The following is a 17,550-nucleotide window of genomic DNA, read 5'->3' as shown; positions in this document are numbered from 1 at the left end:
TTGGGGGACGTTGGAGCGGACCCGGTGCCGGCCACTGGAGTACCGAGCCCACCCTGTTTCGCAGGCTTTCCAGATTTCCTATTTTGAAATTGCGAAGATCGGAGTTTTCGGAAGACTGCGCACGGGTTACACTCTGCGCCAATTCGCGCGGGCCGTGCCAACTCCGATAAACCCCTGAATCGGCGCAGCCTGTCTGGCTTCGCGCGAAGTTACGGAAAGGATGCCGTTGTGCCGTTTCGGCCCCTCCGTTTTTTTCATGCCGCCAGCCTCCATCTCGACGCTCCGCTCCGCGATGTCGCGGGGCTGAAAGACGACGTGCGCGAACTCGTCGGCACGGCGACGCTGACCGCGTTCCGGCGACTCGTCGACGCCGCGATTGAGCGGCAGGTCGATGCCGTCCTGTTGACGGGCAACACCTTCGATGCATCGGTCGGCAGTCTGACCGCTGAAGTGGCGTTGCGGCAGGGGCTGGAGCAGCTCGACGCTGCCGACATCCCCGTCTTCGCAACGCCGGGGCCGCAGGATCCGGCCGCGGCGTGGGATGAGATCCCCGGTCTGCCCGAAAACCTGACCTTATTCTCTTCCGCCGGTGAAGACGCTGTCGATCTGACCGACGGCGGGAAGCTGCTGGCGACGATCTGGCCGGTCGCCTGGCACAGTTCCGTTCATCCGCCGGAACTCGACCGGCTGATGGCGGGGAGGCTGGCTAAACCCGAGACGCGTCCCTATTCGATTGGCCTGCTGATGGCCGATCCGACACGGGAAAACAGCCCGAACCGTCCGTGGAGCGGGACCGCGTTTGCTTCGCTCAATTACCTGGCGGGGGCCGACTGGGCCGGGGATGGCGCGTGGCCGCTGACGGAGGCGGTCATCGGACGCCCGGCCGGTCCGCAGGGTTTATCGCAGCGCGAGACCGGCAGCCGGGGGGGCATCCTGATTGAAGCGGATGAAGAAGGCCACAGCCGGACGACGCTGGTGCCGCTCGCACCCGTTCGCTGGGAACGGCTGGTCGTCGAGCTGACGGGGATTCGCGATGAGAACGAGCTGCTGGAGCGGATGATCGGCTTGCTGGACCAGATTCCGCGGCAGGTCGGCGAGCAAGTCCGGATGATCGAATGGTCGTTCCGGGCCGCTCCCGAACGGGATCTCCATCTGGAAGAAGAACGGGTGGCGGCGACGGTCGCCAACAGCCTGACCGGGCTGACGGATGAGGCGAAGGGACTGCGGTACGTGCACCGTGTGCTGCCGTCGGGGCCGGAATCGGGACTGCCGACGCAGCGCCAGGCGGAGCTGTGGAAGGAGTTCGAAGCTTCGCTGCAGCGACTTCCCGCCGTCGAACCGGCTCAGCTGCGGCAGATGCTCTCCGAACTGCAGTTTCCGGATGTGAATGTCGCCGGTCGGATGGAACGCTGGCTGGATCGGCTGGACGCCGTCGAGGTTTCGTCGCAGGCCCGACGGCTGGGTTGGCGCTGGTTTGCCGGCGCGCTCGGAGGGGAGCCGCGATGAAGCTCACCGGGCTGGAGATCGAAAACTACGGCGTCTGGCAGCACTTCCGGCAGTCGCTGCATCCTTCGGGCCTGACCGTTTTTTACGGGCCCAACGAGGCCGGCAAAACCACGCTGCTGCGCTTCATGCGGGGCGTCCTTTACGGCTTCCGCAACGACGACCGGCCGGGGCTCCGGCGGCGCTTCAAGCCCGGCCCGCGGAGCGGGTTCCTGCGACTGGAGCACAACCAGACGCCCTACGAACTGCATCGCAGCAGTCCGGGTGAAGAGCCCGGCGCGCTTTCGATCGCTGGTGTCGAACCAGGCCCCCGGACCGACAATCTCCTGCAAGAAATTCTGCACGGCGCCGACGAAAAACTGTTCGAATCGGTCTTCGCCGTCGGTCTGATGGAGCTGCAGCAGTTCGCGACGCTGACCGAAGACGAGGTCGCCCGGCACCTGTATGCGATGACGCTTGGCCCGCAGGGCCAGCTTTTGATGAATCTCCCCGACCGGATTGAAGGGGAACGGCGGGCGCTGATCGATCCGAAGACGCTCGGCGGCCGGGTGACTGCGCTGCTCAAGCGTCGCGAAGATCTGGTGCAGCAGACGTCCTCCGGGCGCAAGCAGCGGGATCGGCATCGAGAGCTGCTCCGCCAGCGGGGCGATCTGGAAACGAAGATTGCGCGGGAGCGCTCTGAGCATGCCCGGCTGCAGCAGCATCAGCGCGGGCTGCAGTTCATGGAGCGGATCTATCAGCCGTGGCAGCTCGTGCGCGAGCTGCAGCGGGAGCTCGATTCGCTCCCCGACTTGCGCGGTTTCCCCGCGGACGGGCTGCAGCGGCTCGACCGGCTGGAAACCGATCTGGCGAACGCGACGAAAACCCGCGAGCGGCTGCTCCAGGAAGCTCGCGAGCAGGCCGATCGCATTCAGGCCATCGGCCGGGACCCCGAGATTCGCAAGTTCGGCGGGGCGATCGCCTTCCTCTGCGAGCAGCGGCCCTTCATTCGCGAGTCCGACGAGCAGGTGACCGAGCAGACTGCCCGGCTCGACAAGTCCGACGCGGCCCTCCAGCAGATGCTGGCGGAACTGGGACCGACGTGGACCGTCGAACGGCTCGACGCCGTGCAGGATTCGCCCGAGGCCCAGGCGACGCTGGTGACCGAATCGCGGATCTATCAGCACGCGGTGGTCGGGACCCGCCGGCGGCAGAAGCGGTACAAACGCCAGGCGGCCGCCTGCCAGGACCGCGAGCTGTCGTTGCGGACGGAGCTGATGGACCTGGGGGTCCACGGGGACTCGCTCGACGAGCCGCTGGAAGTTGCTCACGAGCGGCTCGAACAGCTTGTCGACCTCGGCAAGCAGCAGTTGCGGCTCGCGGAGCTTAAGCACCGCAGCGATGCGATTGACGAACAGCTCGAATCATTCCACGACCGGATGGGCTTGCCCGACTGGGTTTACGGCGTGCTGGTTCTGTTCGGCCTGGCGGGTGCAGGACTGGTCGTGGCGGGCTTGACCGCTTCGGTGAAGCATGGCTGGATCGTCGGCCTGATCTACATCGTGCTGGCGGTTCTCGCAACGAGCATCACCTGGGCCATCAAGAGCCACTACGACGGTGAAATGCAGGATGCGGTCAACGACCTGCGGGAACAGCGGCGGACGAACGAATCGCGAATTCGCTCGGTGGAGGCTCAGATCCGGGAGATCATCGAAAGCTGCGACCTGACGCCAAAGCGTCAGACCGAAGAGCGCATGGTCGACGCCACGGACGGCGAGCTGATTTCGCAGGCGGCCAGGCGGCTGGCGAGTCTGGAACAGGCTCAGCAGGAGTATAAGCGGATTCAGGAGGTTCGTCGGCAGCTCAGCGCCGTCCGCGGCAGACTGCAGTTACAGCAGCGCGAGCTGGCCGGTTCCCGGCAGCGCTGGTGCCAGACGTTGAAGGGGCTGGGGCTCGATGAAACCGTCGACATCGCCGCGGCGTTCCGGCATCGCGAGAAGGTGGCCGAGGCCCGCGAACAGCGTCGCGTCAGCCTGGCGATCCGGGAAGAGCTGCAGCGGTCGCGGCAATCGTGGGATCGCTTCCGTCGACAGACGGAAGCCCTCGGCCGGCGGATGGCGGACCCGACCAAGGACTACGGCAAGCCGTTGGCCCTGGTCGAGCGCTGGGAACGCGAGCTGCGGACGGCCCAGGAGAACCGCCAGGAGCGCAAACGGCTGATCAAGGAGCAGCAGGCGCGACGGCAGGAGGCGGGCGAGTGGCAGCGGCGGATTGACAAGCTCGAAGAAGAGACCGAAGCCCTGCTGGCGCTGGCCTCGGCGACCGACCGTAAACATCTGGAGCAACGGCTGGCGCAGCGCGACCGCCGGAAGCAGGTCGAAGTCCTGCTGGAACAGGCCAACCGCGAGCTGGCCACGGCCGCCCAGTCCGATTCCGACATGGCCATCGTCGAAGAAGACCTGGCCCGATTCCGCCCGCAGAACAACAAGGAAGAGCTCAAGCGAACCAAGCAGGAGATCGAGGACGTCGAGCTGACGCTGCAGGATCTCTTCGAGCAGCTTGGCACCGTGAAGCAGGAACTGAAGACGCTGGAGGCCGACCGCAGCAGCAGCCGAACGCGGCAGGAGCTGGCGCTGGTCGAGCAGGAACTGGCGGAGAGCCTGACCCGCTGGTCGGCGGCCTCGCTGGTCGGCGAAGCGGTCGAAGACGTCGGAGAGCGGTTCGAGAAACTCAACCAGCCGGAAATGCTCGCGGCGGCAGTCCCGTTCCTGAAGCGGCTGACCTGCGGCAAGTATCACCGCCTCTGGGCGCCGCTCGGCCGCCGGCACATCTACGTGGAAGACGACCAGGGGCATTCGTTCCCGGCGGAGATGCTCAGCGGCGGCACGCGCGAGCAGCTCTTCCTGTCGATCCGCCTGGCGATGGTGCGGGCGTTTTCGCGGCAGGGGCTCGAACTGCCGATGATTCTCGACGACGTGACAGTCAACTTCGACGAGACCCGGGCCCAGGCGGCGGCGGAGACGCTGGTCGACTTCGTCCGGGACGGCCAGCAGCTCATCGTCTTCACGAGCCACCAGTTCTTCGCGACGATGTTCCAGTCGTACGGCATCGAGCCGGTTTATCTGCCGTCGCGGAATACGCCGGAGCCGACGGAAGAGCGGCTGGCGGGGTGAGAAAATACGAAGAAGGATTCACCGCGGAGGCGCGGAGGACGCGGAGAAGGCGAAGACTGAGAAGATCCGGAAAGTGAAAAGTGAGTAGTGCAAGATGGAAGAGATGTCGCTGATTCGAGAATTGCGTTGACCTCGTTCCCAGGCTCCTGCCTGGGAACGTCGCCTTTGGACGCTCTGCGTCCGCTTCCCTTCGCGCCCGCGGGATGGCAAAGAACGAGGCAGAGCCTCGGAAGAGGGCATTCCCAGGCGGAGCCTGGGCTGCGCGAAATCGTCAATTGTTGGCGGTCCCGGTTGATCCGGCTTTTGTTCCTGGAAGGACGGGGAGGGCCTGGCGGCGCTGGGCTGTCAGCGACTTGCCTAAGTGGTCGTCGATCCACGCGAGCAGGTCGCGATGCCGCACGGCGTTCAGGGCTTCGCAGATCTTTTCCTCGCTGATCCGCACGACCGACGCGGCCATCCCCAGAATCAGTTTCGTAAAGCCGCCGCGGCTGTGCTGGCCCTGCAAACGCTTGCCCTTGCCGATCAGCGATTCCAGCACTTCGCTGCTGGCCGGCAGACTCTGTCCGGGGAGCACGCCGCTCGACTGCTCGCTCACGAACTCCACCAGCCGCGCCGCCGCACGCTCACCGGCAGGCGTTCGGGCCACCGTCTCCAGTTGCCGGCGCAGCGTCTCGCCGGCGGCGGCGTGGTAGCCCGCCACGCGCAGGAACTCCAGCATGTGGTCCTTGACCGCCTGCAAGTCGTTCCAGTCCACGAGCGCCTCCCGGAAGTCGCGGATCCAGCCGAACTTCTCCTCGAGCCGCGTCAGGTCGAGACCCGCGGGACGTTCGGCCGCGGGCGTGTCGATCAGCCGCAGCATGCGGGCGCCCCAGCCGATCAGCGGCCCCAAGTTCAAGTAACGCCCTTTGACTTTCTGCGTGGGGGGAGCAAGGTGTCCGAGTTCCGTCTGCTTCACCCGTGGCTGCGTCTGCCCGCAGTGTTTGACGAACGCGATCCACCGCGGATCGGCGAGCAGTTCGTGCTTGAGCACGATCGCCGTCTTGTGGGCGATGTCGTGCAGCACCTGCGTCGTCGGGTGCTGTTCGCGGAAACGCTGAGCGCCGCCGAGAAGATCCGAACCCTCGTCGCTGAGGATGGCGGCCGGCACGCCGACCAGCCCGGCCGCAGCCGCGAGCTGCCGCTGGACGATCTCGCCGCTGGATTTTTCGACCGGCTGCAGCGCCAGCAGCGTCAGATCCTGGTGCGTCAGCGGCGCCGTCAGCGCTTTCCACGCCGACAATCGCAGCCCCGCGATGACCAGACACTTCCGCGACCCCAGTTGCAGCGTGTGGTCGACGAGGAACACCCAGTCGGCGGCGAATTCCTTGGGCCGCCGCAACTCGTGCAGTCCCAGCCGCAGCAGCCACGCTTCCGCAGTATTGGCCGCAGGAGCCCCCCGGAACTGGGGCAGGCTGTCCCGCAGCAGTTCGACCACCGCCCGGCAGCCGCGAAAGCTGACCGCTCCGGCCAGACAGAACTGCAACGTCAGGCCGATGGCCGCTGCCGAATACGCATGATGGGCCGGTCGGACGGCGTCCGGGAGGGGGCCAGGGGCTGCGTCGGCGACCCGGTCAGCGCCCGGATTTTAAGGCGGCGATCTCACGTTCCAGGTCCGCCGCGCGGCGTTCGGCCGCGGCGGCCCGCGTGCGCCACATCGCGCGGCTCTTCTCGACGGCGCGGGTCTGGTTCTGCAGGAGCTTGCAGGTTCGCTTCCACTGGCCGGACTTCGCCTTCCACCGATTGCGACTCCGCTCGAAGAACCGCACCAACTTGCCCGCCGGCGACGAATACCGGGCGACGGCTGTTTCGCTGGTTTCGCAGGTCATGACGTTCCTCCTTGAACAAAAAGCCCAGTGGAACAAAAACGCGACGATTCGCCGAGGCCAATTGCCCCTGAAAACGACGGATTTCGCGCAGCCCAGGCGGAGCCTGGGAACGAGTGGCGCTGGCTTTCTCTCTCTTCTCCGCATCCCCTGTTGCTGAATTTTCTTCGAACACTTCCGCAACGGGCTTGACGGCCTGCCGCTACCAGAGTTCCAACTTCAGTGGGGTTTCTTCCACTGGAGACGTTCCATGCGGCGAGACGAACTGCTCAATGCGCTGATCTGCGATCGCGGGCTGACTTCCTATCTCGAAATCGGCTGCCATCAGAACGCCACGTTCCGCGCGGTCGAGTGCGCGGAGAAGGTCGGCGTCGATCCGCTTCGCGGCGGGACGCTGCGACTGACGTCGGACGCGTTCTTTTCCCAGAACGAGCGCACGTTCGACCTGATTTTCATCGACGGCCGGCACACGTTTGCGCAATCGCTGTGCGACGTCTGCAACAGCCTGGGGGTGCTGAATCCGCGCGGCGCGATCGTCCTGCACGACTGCCTGCCGAAAACGGAAATGCAGCAGATGCCGACTCCGCAGCCGCGGATCTGGACGGGCGAAGTCTGGAAGACGCTGGCGGTGGTCCGGACGTGGCCCCACGTGGATGCGGCGGTCCTCGACGACGACTGGGGGCTGGGGGTGATTCTGCCGCGGCCGAACACCGACCGGCTGCGCATCCTGCCGGAACTGAGCTGGGAGACGTACCGGGACCAGGGGAAGGCGCTGCTGCAGGTGGTGGACGACGCGGGGATGGCGGCGTTTCTGGGGGAAGGTGAGAGTGCAAAGTGAGAAATGCAAAATGAAAAGTGCGAAGTTGGAAGAGAGTTCGTTGGCGGGCGCGTAGCTTGGGTGGCACGTGCCTGAGGATTTGCGAAGGGCGCGTCTTTGGGTTGTTGTGGCAGGATGCCGGGCGTATTGAGGACTCCGGGGAATGCCGAACGGACCACAGATCCGGTTGACATACGTTCTCGGACCGCTATTCTGAGGTTGGCAAATCTCGACGAGTTCGATCACCAAATGCGCCGACATTGATTGGACGCTCGATTGAAATCGATGGCCTTCCGATGACAGATTCCGCACGGCAGATCCTGCAGGCTTTTGATGAGCTGAGTTCGGACGATCGACGTGAAGTCGCGGTTGCCGTGCTGCGCCGCGTTCTGACTGATGTGCCGGGTGAACTGTCCGACGACGCGCTCGTCCGTCTTGCCGAGGATCAGTTCCTGGAGCTCGACGCAATCGAGAGCCAGCATGCGGAACCCTGACCGCGGTGAAGTCTGGCTGGTGGATCTGGGGCTGGCCGCCAAGACTCGGCCCTGCCTCGTGCTGAGCATCCCCGCGACGGAGGACACCGACCGGGCTCTGGTGACGATGATTTCGAACACTACCAGTGTGCGCGGCTCGCGATTTGAGGTTCAGGCTCCCGCGCCGTTTCTCAAGCACGGCGCCTTTGATGCCCAGAACCTTGTGACGATTCCGGCTGCCAAGTTGATTCGTCGCCTGGGAGTTCTGGACGAAGGGCAACTTGAATCGGTCGTGGCGGTAGTGAGTCATTGGTTGGGACTCAACCGCTGAAACGCGGTAGAATCAGCTGGTGCGAACACATCTGGCAATCGAATGCGGCGCCGGCTGGCGGTTAAGTTCCAGGAACATCGCCGATACAGGTGAATTGAAACCGAGCTCGTTACGAAGGCGTCGTTTGGAAGCGTTTTTCCAGTCCGATTGCATCCTCGGCTGCCTGCTGGGCGGGGCACTCGGTGATGCGCTTGCCGCACCCTTTGAGAACTGCGTAGTCGGGACTGCGTTCGAGGTTCAGTCGTTTCTGCGCATCACTGACGACACTCAACTGACGCTGGCTACCTGCGAGGCGATCATTGCGGCGGGTAGAGCCGATCCCGCAGCCATCGCTGCCCGGTTCGCCACTTGGCATTGCGGACGACGTATTACCGGCCTGGGCTCCAGCACTCTCAAATCATTGACCGAACTGGCCGCCGGCGGACATTGGGCGCTGGTGGGAGCGACCGGTGAACGATCGGCTGGCAACGGTGCGGCAATTCGCGTTGCACCGCTCGCGTTCCTGTTGAATCCGGACGATCTGGCTGATCGGCGGACGCTTCGCGACGTCTGCCGGATCACGCATCACAATGACGAATCTTACGTCGGAGCACTGGCAATGCTCCTCGCCCTTCAGAAAATCGCCTGCGACCAGCCGCGAGTTGACGACTTTATGTCGCAACTCGCCGAAGCGCTGCCGGACTCGCGGATGCGAGATCGCTTCGTGCAAATCGCGGAAGACTCGCCGACCGTTCTCGAGTACGCGACTCGCTTCGGTGCGACCGGCTACGTCGTTGACTCGGTCCCGCTGGCGATTCTCGCCGCGACACAGGCGGTGGAGTTTCTGCCGATGATCCAGCAGATTGTCGCTTGCGGTGGAGATGTGGATTCAATTGGCGCGATGGCCGGCCAGCTTCATGGTGCCAGGCATGGAACGGCATCTCTGCCGCGGGAACTGCTGACGCGAATCAACGAAGCGCACGCCATGCAAGTAGTCTTTGAGGACTTCGCGTCGACATTTCAGGTGTGAACCCCGGACCGGGGCTTCGCGAAGACGCTCCAGCCGCCGGCCACCCATCGCATTCTCCCGCTTTCTCTTCTTCAGCCGAGCTGCGCCAGGGCCTGGGCGACGATGTCGACGCCTGCGAGTTCGCTCCAGGCCTGCAGCAGCGACTTTGTCATCGGGCCGACCTGGCCGTCGCCCACCGGCAGACCGTTGAATTTTGTGGCGGGCATGATGCAGTAGGGGGTGCTGGTGAAGAAGACTTCGTCCGCCGTGTAGAGATCGTACGGCAGCAGCCGGGTCTCGCGGGCCGGGAAGCCCAGTTTGCCGGCGAGTTCCAGCACCGTCTGCCGGCTGAGCCCTTCCAGGCAGTTCTCCGACGTCGGCGTCAGCAGTTCGCCGTCCCGGACCGCGAAGATGTTGCCCCCCTTGTTCTCGGCGACGAAGCCGTGGATGTCGAGAATCACGCACTGGGCGTCCGGATCGACGAGCCGGGTTTCGGAATCGGCGAGCGTGTAAGCCATCCGGCTGCGGTTCTTGATCCGGGCGTCGAGCGCCTGCGAGGGAATCATCCGGCTCATCGAAGTCACCGCGTGACAGCCTTCGCGGTAGAACTTCGCCCAGCCGCGCAGATCGAGGTGCGCGGTGAAGATCATGATCGTCGCCGAGTGCGACTGCTGCGGGTTTGAGCCGGGTATGGAGACGCCGGCCGAGATGTTGTGGACGATCCAGACGTCGTCGCCAGCCTTCAGCAGCGGACGGTTGGCTTCGAAGACTTCGAGCGTCGTCTCCAGCAGGTTCGCTTGCGTCATGCCGGGGTTGATGCGGGCGACCTTCAGCGAGCGGTAGAGCCGGCGGATGTGCTCTTCCAGACGGAAGGGCTGGCCCGCGAATGTGCGGGTCGATTCGGTGACGGCGTTGCCGAGCATGACGGCGCTGTCGAAGATTGAAATCTTCGCGTCGTCCTCTGGAAGCAACTGTCCGGAAACGTAGGCCAGGCGGGGGGGCGGGGTTTGGCTCATGTCGAGGAGGTTCCAGAAGCGGGAGAGCGGCGCGGCAGGAGCAGACTGACCGCCGTGCCGACTCCCAGGTTGACGATGATCGCGGCCAGCGCGATCCACTGAAAGCTGATCGGGTCCTGCGCCGTTTCGGTCACGACGCCTGTCGTCTCGTGGACCGTGTGGACGACCTCGGTGCCGACGAGGGCGGGATCGAAGCCATAGTGCGAGAGCCAGACGACGAGCGGCCCGGAGAAGGCGATGGCCGCGGCGGTCAGCGTGCCGGTGATCGCGCCCAGCCAGACGCCGAGCGGTCGGGCGAAGGGAATGAACAGGGCGAAGACGAACAGGCAGAAGATGGGGGTCGTCAGCAGGTTGGAGGTTTTCTGGGTCATGGCGGTGATGTTGCCGGGAATCGCCCCCATGAACGAGCTGCCGACGACGACGAACAGGCCGATGGAAAAGGCCAGAATCTGCGAAGCCCGGACGTGGCCCGTCTCAGACTTGGGTTTGAAGCCGAATCGATCGAAGAAGTCGGTCATCACGACGGCGGTGATGGAGTTCACGCCGGAATCGAGGCTGGACATTGCCGCGGCGAACATCCCCGCGACCACCAGGCCGGAGATGCCGGGGGGGAGGTGGTAGGCGATGAACATGGGAAAGATATTGTCGGCGTCGGCGCTCAGTCGCATGCCTGCCGGGAGGCGATCGGGATGGGCCTGGAAGTAACCCAGCAGCGCGAAGCCGACCAGTCCCAGGGTCAGTCCGACGATGACGGAGCAGGAAAGTTGAATCGCCAGCGCCCGGCGGGCGGCGCGGGCGTCGGTGGTGGCCATGAACCGCTGGACCGAGGTCTGATCGCCGCCGGCGGTGCAGACGTGCCAGATCAGCAGCGACAACCCGCTGCCGATGAGGCTGACGCGAACCTTGGGATCGAAGCTGATCAGCGGCTGCTGGTCCCAGTGGGGCTGCCAGGCGAGCGGGAACCAGCCGAAGCCGCCGAAGTCCCAGGTGATCAGGCCCAGGACGACCAGCGCTCCGCCGTAGAGCAGCATGGCCTGCATGAAGTCGGTGACGACGACCGCCCGCAGGCCCCCCATCGAGGTGTAGATGATGGTCACAATACCGGTTACAACGGCGACGAGGGGGATCAGTTGCTGGTCGCGCCCCTGAATCACCGCGTCGTTGTCGATCATGACCACCAGGGCCTTGGCGGTCAGGTACATCAGCAGCGACATCCAGACCAGCCGCAGCGCTATGAACATCACCGCCCCCAGCAGGCGGACGCTGAGGCCGAGTTTGGCTTCGAGCAGTTCGTAGGCGCTGGTCACGCGATGCCGCATGTAGACCGGCAGCAGCCAGAAGCCGACCAGCAGGTAGACGAACGGGTAAGCCAGCAGCGTGGCGAGGAAAACGGGGCCTTTTCCCAGAGTTTCGCCCGGCATGGAGAGGTACGAGATGGTGCTCAGCAGAGTGGCGAAGAGCGACACGCCGATCAGCAGCGGATTCATGTGGCCGCTGCCGATGAAATACTCGGAGGTCGTTTCCTGCCGGCGGCTGTAATACCAGCCGAGCGCTAGCGTCGCGACGCCGTACAGGCCGATCAGCACCCAGTCGATGGCGACCAGCCCCCCGGCGGAGCCGGTCGCCTCCTGCACGGACTGTTCCGACCCGTATGCCGACGTTCCGAACGACAGGACCGTGAGAAGTGCGATCAGAACCATCGTCGCGATGCGGGTCTGTGCCATTGAGCCGGAGTTCCTCGGGCCGGACGAGCGGACAAGTCGTGGAGGCAGAATCACATCTGTCCGGCCGGGACGCAAGACCCTGCCGGAAAATTGGCGAAGAACCCCTTGGCACATGTGTGACCGCGGGACCTGACGCATGGTCGAAGTTGCGGCCTGCCCCCCGCGCACTGGAAAAAAACAGACAGTCTGTGTATTTGTTCCATGCTCAGTCAGTGATTGACAGACCGTCTGTCGCGACCGGTTTGTTCCCGATGCGAGTTCCTCGTCATGCCTCTCCGGCTGCGGGAGTTTTTCACGGATGCCCCCGGTCCCCACCTGCTCATTACGGGCGCGGTGCACGGGGACGAATTTGAGCCGATTGCGGCGATTCGAAGGCTCATCGATCTGTTTGAGATCGCCGCGGATGAGCATCGGCTGCAATGCGGCCGGCTGACGCTGGTCCCGATCGTCAACGAAGGGGCCTTTCTGCGCGGACAGCGGACAGCGGCCGACGGTCTGGACCTGGCCCGGGTCTGTCCCGGCGATTCCCAGGGGAGCGAAACGCTGCAGACCGCCGCGGCACTCAGCGCGCTGATCCGGACAGCCGACTCCTACATCGACCTGCATTCCGGCGGGACGACCTTCGCGGTCTCGCCGCTGGCGGGGTATGTGCTGCATGCCGATCCCGCCGTGCTGGAAGCTCAGCGCCGGATGGCGCGGGCCTTCAATCTGCCGATCATCTGGGGCACCTCGCCAAACCTCGAAGGTCGGTCGTTGTCCGTGGCGCGCGACGCCGGTATCCCGGCGATTTACTGCGAGTACCTGGGATCGGCACGTTGCGATCCGGAGGGGGTGCGGGCCTATGTGGACGGCTGCCTGAATGTGATGGCCGAACTGGGAATGCTGATCCGCAAGCCGCCGTTGAGCCGGATTGGCCATGTGGTGGAAGATCCCCGCGACAATTCCGGGCACCTGCAGGTCTGCAATCCGTCGCCGGTGGACGGCTATTTTGAGCCGCGAATCGAACTCGGAGACTTTGTTCCGGCCGGGGGATCGCTGGGGACGGTGACGGATGTCGCAGGAATTCAGCGCCACGAGATGCGGGCGGCTGCGCCCGGGATCGTGATCCTGTTGCGGACTTTTCCCCGCGTGCTGAAGGGGGAGTCGGTCGCTGTCGTCATGGAGGATCCGACGTGGGGACACACCGATAACGTCCGTGCCCGGATTCTGCGGCAGATTGACGGTCTGAAAATTGGGATTCCCGGACCGCAGTTCGAATTTCTCGAAGAGAACGAATAGCCAGATTCGTCGAACGGGCGACTATTTAGCCGGGGCCTCCGCAAACGCCATCAGCTTCGTCCGCGTGCGGACGAACAATCTGCCGTCGGCGATGGCGGGGGTGCCGATCACCGGGTCTTCCAGATCGTTGACCGCCAGCACGTTGAGCTTCGGTCCGCTTTCCATCACGACGACCTGGCCGTTCTCGCCGCCGATGTAGATCTTCCCGTGGGAGTAGATGGGCGAGGCGAAGTAGTTGCCTTCGCTCCCGAGCCGGCCCGGGCCGAAGAGGCTGTTGCCTGAGGAGGCATCGAAGCAGGTGGCGATGCCGCCGCATTTGATCAGCAGCATGCGACCGTCGGCCACGAGGGGCGAGACGATGTGGTCGGTGTACTTGGTGGGATGTTTCCAGAGGATGTGCGTTGCGGAGACGTCGCCGCGCCCGCCGCCCCGGACGGCGAGGATCTGTTCGTCCGCGGCGGTCTCGGCGTCATAGCGGGCGCCGGCAAAATTGCCGGGGAAGAGAAAGGCCTGGTCGAGCTCTTCCCCTTCGAGCTGGCCGTCGCCGTTTTTGTCGCCGCGGTCGAACGTCCGCTTGAAGAAGGCTTCGGGGATTGGCCGCTTGCCGACGAAGGCCTGAATCTCGTCCTTGGAGAGCTTGCCGTCGCTGTTGCCGGTCTCGACCCGATCGACGGATGCGAGCCACTGATTCGCGATGCCGCCGCTCTGCTGCGAGATGTAGATGACGCCGTCCTGGACGACGGGCGTGGTTTTGATGTTCCTCAGCAGCGTGCGTGCGTGCCAGAGACGCTTTCCGGTGAGAGGGTCGTAGCCGATCAGCAGGCCGGTGCCGGCCACGATCAGTTCGTCGCCGGCGTCCGTCGGACAGATGACGGGATGGGAATAGTTGACCGCCATCTCCGAGCGGTCTTCTTTCCACTTCAATTCGCCGGTTCGCTTGTCGAAGGCGTGGATCGCCGGATTGAGGTCGTCGTCCTGCAGGAAGATCACCAGGTCCTTGTAGAGGATGGGGGACATTCCCGGACCCCACTTGAAAACGAAGAAGGGCACAGGCAGCTCCTGCCGCCAGACGTCTTTCCCGGTCTTCGCATCGACGGTCAGCAGGCCCAGCGTGCTGAAGTAGAAGTAGACGCGCTCGGCGTCTGCGGCGGGGGTCGTCGAAGCGTGGCTGTTCGTCAGGTGAATCTCGGCCAGGTCCCCGGCCGGCCAGGTCCGCTCCCAGATCTTCTCACCCGATTTCGCATCGTAGGCGAACAGCCCGACCGTTTCCGGGTTGACCATCGCTGAGACAAACACCCGCCCGGCGGCGACAATGGGGCAGCCGATGCCGTCGCCGATTTCCGCCGACCAGGCCAGGTTCTTCTCCAGTCCGAATTCGACGGGGGGCGACTTCTCGGAGGTGGAGATCCCGCTGCTGTTGGGGCCGCGGAACTGTGGCCAGTCGTCGGCCTGGAGAGAGGCCGTCGCGCAACAGACCCCCAGGGCAACGGTCATCCAGAGACGTGGCATGCGGGATTCCTTTTCAATCGGGAACCAGATTCCTGACGATGCCGATAATACAACAGCGGGAGTTGATGCGACACCCGGTAGGGGTCGATTCGTCGCCAGCCTTGCCCCGGACAAGGATGTCCGGGCTACGTCGCCTGACGCAGGACGGACATCCTTGTCCGTCCGAGACTTTTCAACTCACGAACTGCAGCGCATACAAGTCCGCATCCTTCAACAGGAATCGCAGCCGGATCGGCTGCCCGGCGAGCGCGCTGACGTCGCTGCCGTTCTTCCACGTCACGGTCCGGTTCAACGTGTCGCCGAAGATCGGCTGGCACTCGTCGAGGGTGAAGCCTGGCAGGGGTTGACCGGCGGCATCCTGCAGTTCGACCTGCAGTCCGCCCGCGGCGGAGGATGCGAAGTTGAGGGTGAGCTGCTTCCCGATAAAGGTCAGCGGTCGCGTCACCAGTTCGCCCCCCGTCAGTGGCGCCTCGATGGAGACGAAGCCGTCGAGCCGCAACGTGTATCGTCGCAGCGCACTGCTGTTGCCGGTCCAGTAACTTTCGGTGGCGTAGAGCGACAGCTCGTTCGGCGCTCCCGGCAGGGCAGACTTTGTTTCGACGGGGTGCCAGGCAATGTACTGGTGCCCGTAGTTCCATGTCCCTTCACGTTCGATGCCGGGGAGTAAAAACGCCTCGTTCCAGCGCTGGAACTGCACGCCGTCCCGACTGGCCATGAACAGCCCTTCGGTGACGGCGGTGCCGTAGCGCATGGTTGCTGAAGCTCGAAGTTCGCGGTGTTCGAGTTCGGGCAGGGCCCGCATCGAATCCGACCAGCCGCGATCGACGTAGCGGGTCGGGAAGCCAATCAGCAGGTGCGGAGCGCGATGGTACGGTTTGATCTGGTTGGTGTAGATCTGCTCGTGAGGGGAATCGATGTAGGTTAGGTCGGACAGATCGGTCCAGTGCAGGAAGTCTTTCGAGCGGGCTGTGCGGATGGCCCGCAGCCCGGAGGGATTCCAGTTCTTCTCGTCAGTCGTGCCCGCGGTGAAATACCGCCAGTAGGCCCGATACTCGCCCCGTTCCGGATCGAAGAACGCCAGGTTCTGGGAGTCGAATGCACCGTCGGTGATCACGGGAGCGTCGCTCATCGGTGACCAGTGCAATCCGTCGGGGGACTGAAACGGCAGCAGTCCTTTGGGGCTGTTGGAGCGCAGAATCGCCTTGTAGCGGGCCTCGGGCGGGGCCGCGGGATTCTCGTCCTTGAAGATGGCGGGGTGACCGGCGTCGGGATTCACGTTCCCGACGTGTTCGCTGGTGATCACGATGTTATTGGCCTTGGAGCCGCGGAACTCGTGCAGGCCCAGATCGGGCTTCCGCCAGTGGATGCCGTCGTCGCTTTCGGCATAGCAGCAGTAGAGGGGATGAGTGCTGGTATTGACCTTCCCCTGCGACACTTCGAGATGCCAGGCCTTGTAGTACATCCGGTAGAGCGGCCCGTCCTGGAACAGGCTGTGATAGCCGCTCCCGGTCCCTTCCCACGGGGCGTCGTGTTCCAGCACGATCTCCTGAGGCTGCGGGTGATGCAGCCGCTGCCGGGCGCCGCCGGTCATGCGGTCGATCAGCAGGTTGTCGACAAACAGTTCGCGACGGGAGCCGATGGCGACGGGTGCGGAATTGTTCGGTTCGGCGGCGGAGGTTGTCCGGGGGCTCGCGACGGCCGCGGCGGCTCCGAGTGCTGCGGTGGACTGGAGCCATGCGCGGCGGGAGAGGGCGGGATTGGTCATAGCGTCGTGCTCCATGACGAGGACGGAACCGGAGGATGAGCCGTCCAGACTAGGGGCTGAGCGGTCGACGCGAAAGAGGCGGAAAAAACTTTGACCGGATCGCCGCATGCGCGGAGCGAGGTCGCGCGTCAGGACCTGCCACCTCAGGAAGGTCCCGTCCGAACCGAACCTGTTCCAGTCTCGCCTGTCACTGCATGACGTCTCAGGTGACTGGGGATCGAAAGGGATTGGCCGGCGGTATCGCCACGCCGCGGAGGCAGATTATGAACGTCGTGAGGCATTCCGGACTGGAACGTTGGCTGGAAGAGGTCTCCGAGCCGCTCTATCGCCATGAGGCGGAGCACAGTCTCCTGTTGGGACTGGCCGGGGAGTATCTCGCGGGCTCTGATCCGATTCCCGAGGGGCTCGGAGCGTGGTCGGTGCACGATCGGGGGCAGCCGGTCGGCGCCGCGCTGGTGACTCCGAACAACATGATTATCAGTCGGATGCCTGACGAGGCCGTCCATCGGCTGATTGAGTCACTGGGAGAGCAGGGAATCGAGTTGCCGGGCGTCGTCGGATCGGCCGAAGCCGCGGCGGCGTTCGCGAAGGGCTGGGCGAACACCTCGGGAAGGACTGCCGTCTTGCGGATGAGCCAGTGTCTGCAGTCCTGTCGCAATGTGGCCTGGAGGCACCGGTCGCCGGGAGTTTTCCGCGCGGCGGAGGCGGCGGATATTCCTGTGCTCACGGAATGGGCCAGGGCCTTTGAATGCGAGGTGCACGGCGAGGAGGCGAAGCACGATCTGGAACCGGGCGTCCGACGACGAATTGAGAAGGGGAGGTCTTTCGTCTGGGAGGTCGCCGGGATCGTCGTATCAAACGCTTCGATCGGTCGGCCGACCCGGTCGAGCATCACGGTGAACTTCGTGTATACGCCATCGGAGCAACGCGGACGGGGCTTTGCGACGTCATGCGTCGCGGAGGTGACAGGGCGACAGTTGCATGCGGGGCGGCGGTTCTGCTGTCTCTACACGGACGCGTCGAATCCGATCTCCAATGCCGTCTATTCAAAGATCGGCTATCGGAAGGTCTGCGATTCGGCGTGGTGGGTCTTCAAGGACTGATCGGCGGCAGCGGTCTCGTGGCGGGTGGC

The 17,550-nt window shown here is 64.5% G+C and carries 14 protein-coding genes; 8 read left to right on the top strand and 6 right to left on the bottom strand.

Annotated features, from left to right (window positions below; translation table 11 throughout):
- Positions 1-228 precede the first annotated feature (228 nt).
- The gene (locus tag SH412_RS20535) at positions 229-1,506 is read left to right on the top strand and encodes a metallophosphoesterase family protein (protein ID WP_336519889.1); all 1,278 of its coding nucleotides are present in this window, start codon (positions 229-231) and stop codon (positions 1,504-1,506) included.
- Positions 1,503-4,655, top strand: coding sequence for an AAA family ATPase (locus tag SH412_RS20530; protein WP_336519888.1), 3,153 nt, complete (start codon positions 1,503-1,505; stop codon positions 4,653-4,655). The genes SH412_RS20535 and SH412_RS20530 overlap by 4 nt, the downstream gene beginning before the upstream one ends.
- A 271-nt stretch (positions 4,656-4,926) precedes the next feature.
- On the opposite strand, the gene SH412_RS20525 is transcribed toward SH412_RS20530, so the two are convergent.
- Both SH412_RS20525 and SH412_RS20520 read right to left on the bottom strand, forming a co-directional pair.
- The gene (locus tag SH412_RS20525; protein WP_336518718.1) at positions 4,927-6,177 is read right to left on the bottom strand and encodes a hypothetical protein; all 1,251 of its coding nucleotides are present in this window, start codon (positions 6,175-6,177) and stop codon (positions 4,927-4,929) included.
- A gap of 88 nt (positions 6,178-6,265) precedes the next feature.
- Positions 6,266-6,520, bottom strand: a complete 255-nt coding sequence (locus SH412_RS20520; protein WP_336518717.1) for a hypothetical protein — start codon at positions 6,518-6,520, stop codon at positions 6,266-6,268.
- Positions 6,521-6,767: 247 nt separating this feature from the next.
- Between SH412_RS20520 and SH412_RS20515 the strand changes: the two genes are divergently transcribed.
- From SH412_RS20515 to SH412_RS20500, 4 genes are all read left to right on the top strand, one after another.
- Positions 6,768-7,355: a class I SAM-dependent methyltransferase gene (locus SH412_RS20515; protein ID WP_336519887.1), complete on the top strand. Its 588-nt coding sequence runs from the start codon at positions 6,768-6,770 to the stop codon at positions 7,353-7,355.
- Between the two features lie 275 nt (positions 7,356-7,630).
- Positions 7,631-7,828 carry a hypothetical protein gene (locus tag SH412_RS20510; RefSeq protein ID WP_336519886.1) on the top strand — a complete coding sequence of 66 codons (198 nt, stop codon included), beginning with the start codon at positions 7,631-7,633 and terminating at the stop codon, positions 7,826-7,828.
- A complete protein-coding gene (locus tag SH412_RS20505; RefSeq protein ID WP_336519885.1) occupies positions 7,815-8,138 on the top strand; it encodes a type II toxin-antitoxin system PemK/MazF family toxin in 324 nt (107 codons plus the stop codon). The genes SH412_RS20510 and SH412_RS20505 overlap by 14 nt, the downstream gene beginning before the upstream one ends.
- A gap of 124 nt (positions 8,139-8,262) precedes the next feature.
- Positions 8,263-9,147, top strand: coding sequence for an ADP-ribosylglycohydrolase family protein (locus SH412_RS20500; protein ID WP_336519884.1), 885 nt, complete (start codon positions 8,263-8,265; stop codon positions 9,145-9,147).
- Positions 9,148-9,218: 71 nt separating this feature from the next.
- On the opposite strand, the gene SH412_RS20495 is transcribed toward SH412_RS20500, so the two are convergent.
- On the bottom strand, positions 9,219-10,142 hold the full coding sequence (locus SH412_RS20495; protein WP_336519883.1) for an aminotransferase class IV: 924 nt from the start codon (positions 10,140-10,142) through the stop codon (positions 9,219-9,221).
- On the bottom strand, positions 10,139-11,866 hold the full coding sequence (locus SH412_RS20490) for a sodium:solute symporter family transporter (protein ID WP_336519882.1): 1,728 nt from the start codon (positions 11,864-11,866) through the stop codon (positions 10,139-10,141). The genes SH412_RS20495 and SH412_RS20490 overlap by 4 nt, the downstream gene beginning before the upstream one ends.
- 267 nt (positions 11,867-12,133) lie before the next feature.
- Between SH412_RS20490 and SH412_RS20485 the strand changes: the two genes are divergently transcribed.
- Positions 12,134-13,144 carry a succinylglutamate desuccinylase/aspartoacylase family protein gene (locus tag SH412_RS20485; protein WP_336519881.1) on the top strand — a complete coding sequence of 337 codons (1,011 nt, stop codon included), beginning with the start codon at positions 12,134-12,136 and terminating at the stop codon, positions 13,142-13,144.
- A 21-nt stretch (positions 13,145-13,165) separates the two neighbouring features.
- Here the strand turns inward: SH412_RS20485 and SH412_RS20480 are convergent, their stop codons facing one another.
- Positions 13,166-14,653 (bottom strand): outer membrane protein assembly factor BamB family protein, encoded by a 1,488-nt coding sequence (locus tag SH412_RS20480; protein ID WP_336519880.1) that lies wholly within the window; start codon positions 14,651-14,653, stop codon positions 13,166-13,168.
- A gap of 172 nt (positions 14,654-14,825) precedes the next feature.
- Positions 14,826-16,418 (bottom strand): glycoside hydrolase family protein, encoded by a 1,593-nt coding sequence (locus SH412_RS20475; RefSeq protein ID WP_336519879.1) that lies wholly within the window; start codon positions 16,416-16,418, stop codon positions 14,826-14,828.
- A 263-nt stretch (positions 16,419-16,681) separates the two neighbouring features.
- On the opposite strand from SH412_RS20475, the gene SH412_RS20470 reads away from it, so the two are divergent.
- Positions 16,682-17,521, top strand: coding sequence for a GNAT family N-acetyltransferase (locus SH412_RS20470; protein WP_336519878.1), 840 nt, complete (start codon positions 16,682-16,684; stop codon positions 17,519-17,521).
- The last annotated feature ends 29 nt before the right edge of the window (positions 17,522-17,550 follow it).

This window comes from Planctellipticum variicoloris, from assembly GCF_030622045.1.
Lineage (GTDB): Bacteria > Planctomycetota > Planctomycetia > Planctomycetales > Planctomycetaceae > Planctellipticum > Planctellipticum variicoloris.
Note: the sequence above shows the minus strand (reverse complement) of the source record. Positions and strands in the feature narration are given on the sequence as shown.